4 protein-coding genes are annotated in these 4,200 nt (G+C 70.6%); 2 read left to right on the top strand and 2 right to left on the bottom strand.

Annotation, left to right across the window (positions count from 1 at the left end):
- Positions 1-76: 76 nt before the first annotated feature.
- Positions 77-1,225, bottom strand: a complete 1,149-nt coding sequence (locus GZ998_RS09315) for a GNAT family N-acetyltransferase (RefSeq protein ID WP_219109678.1) — start codon at positions 1,223-1,225, stop codon at positions 77-79.
- Between the two features lie 229 nt (positions 1,226-1,454).
- On the opposite strand from GZ998_RS09315, the gene GZ998_RS09310 reads away from it, so the two are divergent.
- Positions 1,455-2,009, top strand: coding sequence for a DUF3000 domain-containing protein (locus GZ998_RS09310; protein WP_161925335.1), 555 nt, complete (start codon positions 1,455-1,457; stop codon positions 2,007-2,009).
- A gap of 68 nt (positions 2,010-2,077) precedes the next feature.
- Positions 2,078-3,295: an HRDC domain-containing protein gene (locus GZ998_RS09305; RefSeq protein ID WP_308807203.1), complete on the top strand. Its 1,218-nt coding sequence runs from the start codon at positions 2,078-2,080 to the stop codon at positions 3,293-3,295.
- A gap of 149 nt (positions 3,296-3,444) precedes the next feature.
- On the opposite strand, the gene pflA is transcribed toward GZ998_RS09305, so the two are convergent.
- On the bottom strand, positions 3,445-4,200 hold a 756-nt coding region (gene pflA / locus GZ998_RS09300; RefSeq protein WP_257505760.1), incomplete at its 5' end, for a pyruvate formate-lyase-activating protein.

Genomic DNA, 4,200 nt, shown 5'->3' with positions numbered 1-4,200 from the left:
GGCGCTGTGCCCGGGGATACAGCCCGGGCACAGCGCCGGGCCGAGGACCGGCGACCGCCTTCTACCGGCGCGCTGGCTACTGACGCGCGGAGGCCTCGGCCTCGGGATCGCCATCCGCATGGTCGTCCCGCTCCGAGCGCAGGGACCCCAGCCGCTCACGCAGGGAGGCGACGCCCGTCTCCGCGCGGTGCTTGAGCTCCAGTGCACGCACCAGGCCGGCGTAGACGCGCGGCCGCACCGGCACGTCCCAGGGGCCGGGGATGGCGACGGTGCCCTCGGCGGTGAACTTGCCCTTGAAGGAACCGACGCCGTTGAGCTCGGGGGTGCGCTCGGATCCGGCGCCCATCAGGTCCCAGGTGCGCACGCCACGCTCGCGCAGCCAGCACCCCTCCTTGTAGAGCAGCGCATCAGCGGCACGGCCTCGACGCCCCTCCGCGGTTGAAGCCGCATAGTAGCGTCCGGCGCCGTCGCCCCACACCGTGTCGATACTCCAGGCCAGCGCCTGGCCGCCATTACGGCGGGCCACGTAAAGCCGGCAGTGGTCCGGGCCGAGCGTGCGCAGCATGGTGCGGTAGGTCTCCTCGGGCGCCGCGTGGAACCCGTCCCTGTCCCCCGTCTCCAGGAGGATCTGGTAGAGCTCCGCGAATACCTCCTCGGCGCGGTCGGTCTCATCGTGATAGGTCAGCTCCGTGTTGCGCAGTGCCTTGCGCACGTCGCGACGTCCCCGCGGCTTGAAGGAGGCCAGGAAGGCGTCGTCGTCGGGGCGGTCAAGATCAAGGATCACGGTGTGGTCGTAGGCCATCGTCTGCAGCAGCTCGTGCAGGCCGGGCGCCGGATGGGTGCAGTGCAGGCGTACGAATACGACCGCGGGATCGTGAAAGCGAACCCCATCGGTCAGCAGTTCACGCAGCTCTGCCTCCTCGGCGGCGCTGGGCTCCTGGCCGAGCCATACCGGAGCGTGCCTGGCCCACAGGTAGGGGAAGCCACGCACATTCATCCGGGTCAGCGAGATCAGGGCCCGCGGCTGGCCGGCGGCCGTCTCATAGACCAGCCGCCCCCACGGTTCACGCCCGTCCATCGCGGCGTCGAATGCGTCCCATGCAGCTGTCTGCTCAATGGGCAGCGTGGTGCCGGCCTCCTCGGCGATGCGGCGGAATGTCTCCCAGTCGATGCGCCGCATGGAGCCGCGGGATGCGAGCGGGGTGGCGTTCTCGGGCAAGGTCATGGAGTGCGTTCCTGTCCTGTTTGCTTGGCTAGTAGTGGCGCCGCCGCGAGCTGTGCCCGCCGGCCGGTCTCACGATAGACCAGTAGCACAGGCTGCGGGACCGTTGCGGTCGTGAAACGTGTCGGCCGACCGGCGCGGCGTGGCAACACTAGGCGTGCAGCAGCGCCGGTAGCCTGAAGCAGTGGCAGACATTCACCGCGTGCAGGCACATGACGCCGCCGCTTCCACGATGCCGGAGCGCTTCCGCTCCGCGCTGGAGTCACTGCGGGAGACGCCCCGGCCACGCGGGCTGGTCCTAGAAGAAGTTCCCGCGCCCGCACGATTGGCCCCCTATGCCGCCGCGCTCACCGCACAGACGGTGCAGACCGCAGCGGGTACGCCGGCCGCCTCCGGGCGCTTCGTGGTGCTGCATGATCCCGGTACGCAGGCGGCCTGGGACGGCGATTTCCGCCTGGTGGTGATGGTGAGCTCACGCATCGACGACGAGATCGGCACCGACCCGCTGCTCGGTGCGGCAGCCTGGTCCTGGCTGACCGACGCACTGGATCACGCCGGCGCGGGCAGGCGGGCACTGGTGGGCACGGTCACACGGGTGCTTTCGGACACATTCGGCGGGTTGGAGCTGACGGACGCGAGTGCGCAGGTCGAGATCAGAGCCTCCTGGACGCCGTCCACCCCTGATCTGTCCGCGCACCTGCTCGCCTGGTACGAGTTGATTCACTTAAGCGCCGGGCACGAGCCGGAGACGGCGGTGCCACTGAGCCTCGCGGGAGCCTCGAGGTGACGGGACGAGCGCAACCGCGGCCCGCCGTCGTCCGGGGCACGACGGATGCCCCGGTACCGCCAGAGGCCGTGATCGCCTACCCGCGGCCCGCGGAGGGACTGCCCCCGATTACGGACACCCCCGATGCGCTCGCTCGCGCAGCCGCCGCCCTGGCTGCCGGAACCGGGCCAATAGCCGTCGACGCCGAGCGCGCCTCCGGATTCCGCTACGGGCAGGATGCCTATCTGGTGCAGCTGCGCCGCGAGGGCACTGGAACCGTGCTGGTGGATCCGCTGGGTGCGGGCGACCTCTCCGCCCTGGCCGAGGCGCTGGACGGTCCGGAATGGGTGCTGCATGCCGCCGACCAAGACCTCCCCTGCCTGACCGCACTGGGACTACATGCGCGTTCCCTGTTTGACACCGAGCTGGCCGCGCGCATGCTAGGCCGCCAGCACGTGGGCCTGGGGGCCGTGCTCGAGGAGACGCTGGGACTGCGACTGGCCAAGGATCACGCCGCGGCCGACTGGTCGACTCGGCCGCTCCCGGAGTCGTGGCTGGTCTACGCCGCACTTGACGTCGAGCTGCTCCTGCCGCTGCGTGATGCGCTCGCGCACGAGCTTGATGCGGCGGGCAAGGCGCAGTGGGCCGCGCAGGAGTTCGAGTATGAGCGCACCCACCCGCTGCGCCCGGCCCGGACCGATCCTTGGCGGCGCACCCCCAGGTCCGGACGCGCGGTTCGCAGCCCGCGCTCGCTGGCGGTACTGCGCGAGTTGTGGACGGCACGCGAGGAGCTCGCCCGGGAGCTGGACGTGACCCCTTCCAAGGTGCTCCCGCACCGCGCCCTGGTGGCAGCTGCCGTGGCCCAGCCCTCGTCTCGCCGCCGCCTGGCCTCGCTGCGGGAGTTCTCCTCCCGATCGGTACGCGACCACCAGGAGCTTTGGTGGAGTGCGGTCGAGCGCGCAATGGCGCTACCCGAGGATGAGCTTCCCCCTTTGCACACGCCGCTCGCGCCCGGCGAGCTGCCCCAGCCGCGCTCCTGGGGCCGGCACCATCCGGAGTCCGCCGAGGCGTTGGAGCTGGTACGCAGTGCCGTGCGCGCCCGCGCCGAGCAGTTGCGCCTGCCACACGAGCTCCTGCTGGGCACCGACGTGCAGCGGCGCCTGGCGTGGGAGCTCGGCGAGGCGCGCGCCGCCGGGGAGCAGGCAGACGCCTCGCCGGCCGCGATCTCCACCCGGCTGCAAGTGCTGGGGGCACGTCCCTGGCAGGTGGACCAGGTCTCGGCCCCGCTGGCCGCAGCTCTGTCATAGCTCTGTCATAACGGCTCGGGCAGGCTCAGCCGCTTGCGCGCCTGCGCCCCTCACCAGCCCACCGGGTGGAGCGGCCGCACCGGGGCGGGCGGCTCTGGTCACCCCTGGGGCACAGCACCGCCTGCACGGTGCGGTGCCGAATTACGTGCTCAGTGCACGGTGAAGCCGTGCGCCCGGAAGATCTCGCGAGTGGACTCCACCTGCGCCGGCTCCGGCGGGCGGGTGTCACGCAGCTTGTACTCCAGCTTCAGGGCGTCCCACTTGTCAGTCCCCATCTGGTGGAAGGGCAGCACCTCCACGCGGGAGACTACCGGCCGCCAGCGCTCCACAATGCGGGCGACGTTCTCCACGTTCTGCGGGTCGTCGGTCAGCCCCGGAACCAGCACGAAGCGCACCCAGGTCTCGATGCCCTTGGCGGCCAGCCGGTCACCGAAGTCGATGGTCGGGGCGAGTTCGCGGCCGGTGACCTTCTTGTAGGTGTCCTCGTCCCCGCTTTTCACGTCCAGTAGGACCAGGTCGATGTTGTCCAGCATCTCGTCAGAGGCGTGCTGGCCGAGGTAACCGGAGGTGTCGATGCAGGTGTGGATACCCATGGCCTTCGCGCCGGCGAGGATGCGTCCGGCGAAGGCCGGCTGCATGAGCACTTCCCCGCCGGAGAGGGTGATGCCGCCACCGGTTGCCTTGAAGACGTTCCGGTAGCGCCGGATGCGCCGCAGGATCTCCTCCACGTCCACAGGCTCTCCGTCACGCATCAGGAACGTGTCCGGGTTGTGGCAGTACAGGCAGCGCAGGGGGCATCCGTTGAGGAAGATGGTCATCCGGGTGCCCGGCCCGTCGACGGCGGTGACCAGCTCCCAGGAGTGAAGTGACCCCAGGGTGCCATCACGCATGCGCGCGAGCCGCTC

The organism is Actinomyces sp. 594 (genome assembly GCF_019325145.1).
Classification (GTDB): Bacteria; Actinomycetota; Actinomycetes; order Actinomycetales; family Actinomycetaceae; genus Actinomyces.
The sequence above is the reverse complement of the archived record's forward strand: the minus strand, read 5'-3'. Positions and strand labels throughout refer to the sequence as shown.

Bases quoted from the DNA above. Each gene is read 5' to 3' on its own strand.
- GZ998_RS09315 (WP_219109678.1), bottom strand. From the start codon at position 1,225: ATGACCTTGCCCGAGAACGCCACCCCGCTCGCATCCCGCGGCTCCATG.
- GZ998_RS09310 (WP_161925335.1), top strand. From the start codon at position 1,455: ATGCCGGAGCGCTTCCGCTCCGCGCTGGAGTCACTGCGGGAGACGCCC.